This is a genomic window from Streptomyces sp. NPDC002690 (assembly GCF_053592415.1).
On record NZ_JBSFVR010000712.1, the window covers coordinates 1 to 1,508 of the forward strand.

Annotated in this window: 3 protein-coding genes; 2 read left to right on the forward strand and 1 reads right to left on the reverse strand. The window is 74.9% G+C overall.

The genetic code is table 11. The features are described from left to right. The coding region (locus ACWD3D_RS36925; RefSeq protein ID WP_451465001.1) for a PfkB family carbohydrate kinase at positions 1-663 on the forward strand (663 nt) is incomplete at its 5' end. Between the two features lie 117 nt (positions 664-780). After that, positions 781-990 carry a CDGSH iron-sulfur domain-containing protein gene (locus ACWD3D_RS36930; RefSeq protein ID WP_451465002.1) on the forward strand — a complete coding sequence of 70 codons (210 nt, stop codon included), beginning with the start codon at positions 781-783 and terminating at the stop codon, positions 988-990. 28 nt (positions 991-1,018) lie between these two features. Here ACWD3D_RS36930 and ACWD3D_RS36935 read toward each other — a convergent pair. Further along, positions 1,019-1,508, reverse strand: a 490-nt coding sequence (locus tag ACWD3D_RS36935) for a methyltransferase (protein ID WP_451465003.1), incomplete at its 5' end; no start/stop codon positions are given.

Here is a 1,508-nt window from a genome sequence, read left to right on the forward strand (position 1 = left end):
CTCTCCCTCTACGACGACAGCCGGGCGGCACCCGGCGACCGGCTGCCGGAGGCCACCGTCCGGGCGCTGGCGGAGAAGAGCCGCCACGCGCACGTCTCGATCACCTACCCGTGCGCCTTCACCCTGCCGCTGCTGCGCGAGGCGGGGCTGACGCTCTCCACCGACCTGCACAACTGGGACGGCGTCAACCCGTACCACGAGCCTTTCGCGTTCGAAGCGGACCTGGTGTTCCTCTCCGCCACCGCCCTGGAGGACACCGAGGCCACCCTGCGCAGGATCGCCGAGCACGGCAAGGCCCGCGTGGTCGTCGCCACCGACGGGGCCGCCGGTGCCCATCTTCTCGTCGACGGCGAGCTGACACACGTCCCGGCGATCGCACCGCCGGAACCCGTCGTCGACTCCAACGGAGCCGGCGACGCGTTCGCCGCCGGGTTCCTGCTCGGCTGGCTCGCGGGGGAGGATCCCGCACGCTGCGCCCTCTTCGGCGCCGTCGCCGGGGCGTACGCCTGCACCGTGGAGGCGACCCGGGCGGACGCCATCGGCCGCGAGCCGCTGCTCGCCCGCGTGGCGGAGTGGGAGACGGGCACCGGGAGGCGTGCCGGCTCGACGGCGGAGACGGCAGGGGCGGCGGACACGACGGGCACGGCGGCGACGCGCGTCTGAGACCCGGCGCCGCTCGGCGTGCGTACGGCCCCGGCGGCGGCCACCATCGATTCAGGCGTCCGCCCGGGCCGCACCCGCCCGTACACCCCGCGCGGCGGGCTCCGGAAGGCGGTTCCCGTGCCGGAAACACCCCATGCTCCCTGTCGCGTCACGCTCACCGAGGACGGGCCGCTGCTGCTGGAAGGGCCCGTCGAGGTGACCCTCCCGGACGGCGGCACCGTCACGTCGGACCGGTTCGTGGTCGCCCTGTGCCTGTGCCGGAAGAGCCGCATGTACCCCTGGTGCGACACCAGCCACCGACGCCGGGTGAAGAACGACGAGAGCTGACCGGGTACGTCAGCGGTCCGGAACCGGATCAGCCCCACCCGGCGCGCACCGCGCGTACGATCACCAGCTCCTCGCTCTTCGCGGCCGGTCCGAGCAGGCCCCGGTCGTGCAGCCACGCCCGCCGGGAACGCAGGACCGGCCCCAGCGGAACCCGGGCCCGCTCGCACATCGAGGCGGGCAGCCCGGCCCGCTCCAGTCGCTCCAGGGTCATGTCCGGGTCGCAGAGCACCGAGTGCACCATCAGCAGCACCCCTCCCGGCCGCAACGCCTCCCGGGCCCCGTCGCAGACACGATCCAGGACGATCCGCCCGTCCAGGCCCGCGTCCCACGCCCTCGCTCGCCCGTGGCCGGGGACACCCGGCGCGGGCGAGGGCACGTAGGGCGGGTTGCACAGCAGCAGGTCGTAGGTGCGGCCCCGGACGGCGGCGGTCAGATCGCTGCGCCTTACATCGATGCGGTGGCGGTGGAGCCGCGCGTTGAGCCGGGCGGTCAGGACGGCCCGGCGGGCCAGGTCCACC